Raw genomic sequence first — 538 nt, forward strand, 5'->3', positions numbered from 1 at the left:
TCGACGACATCAGCTGCTCCATAAGTTCCCACACGAATTGCTTGATTCATTGAAGAAGACGATAAAGAAGCAGCCTGTATCAGGTTGTAGCTGAGTTGGTTGGAACGCACTCACGCTTTGAGGTAAAAAGCAGAGTGCAGTCGGCCTGAGTAGCTCGAAATTGGGTCTGTAGCTCAGTTGGTTAGAGCGCACCCCTGATAAGGGTGAGGTCGGCAGTTCGAATCTGCCCAGACCCACCAATTTTGCTTGTGTGGGAAACGCCTGTAGAAATACGGGGCCATAGCTCAGCTGGGAGAGCGCCTGCCTTGCACGCAGGAGGTCAACGGTTCGATCCCGTTTGGCTCCACCACTACTGCTTCTGTTGTTGAAAGCTTAGAAATGAGCATTCCATAGTGATGATGGTGAATGTTGATTTCTAGTCTTTGATTAGATCGTTCTTTAAAAATTTGGGTATGTGATAGAAAGATAGACTGAACGTTACTTTCACTGGTAACGGATCAGGCTAAGGTAAAATTTGTGAGTAATTGCGAATTTTCGG

The 538-nt window shown here is 46.7% G+C and carries 2 tRNA genes; both read left to right on the forward strand.

Features of this window, described 5'->3' with window-relative positions:
- Positions 1–162 precede the first annotated feature (162 nt).
- Positions 163–239 (forward strand) — tRNA-Ile (locus BK665_RS33015).
- A gap of 34 nt (positions 240–273) precedes the next feature.
- Positions 274–349, forward strand: a tRNA-Ala gene (locus tag BK665_RS33020).
- Positions 350–538 lie beyond the last annotated feature (189 nt).

This window comes from Pseudomonas frederiksbergensis (assembly GCF_003732665.1).
Lineage (GTDB): Bacteria > Pseudomonadota > Gammaproteobacteria > Pseudomonadales > Pseudomonadaceae > Aquipseudomonas > Aquipseudomonas frederiksbergensis_G.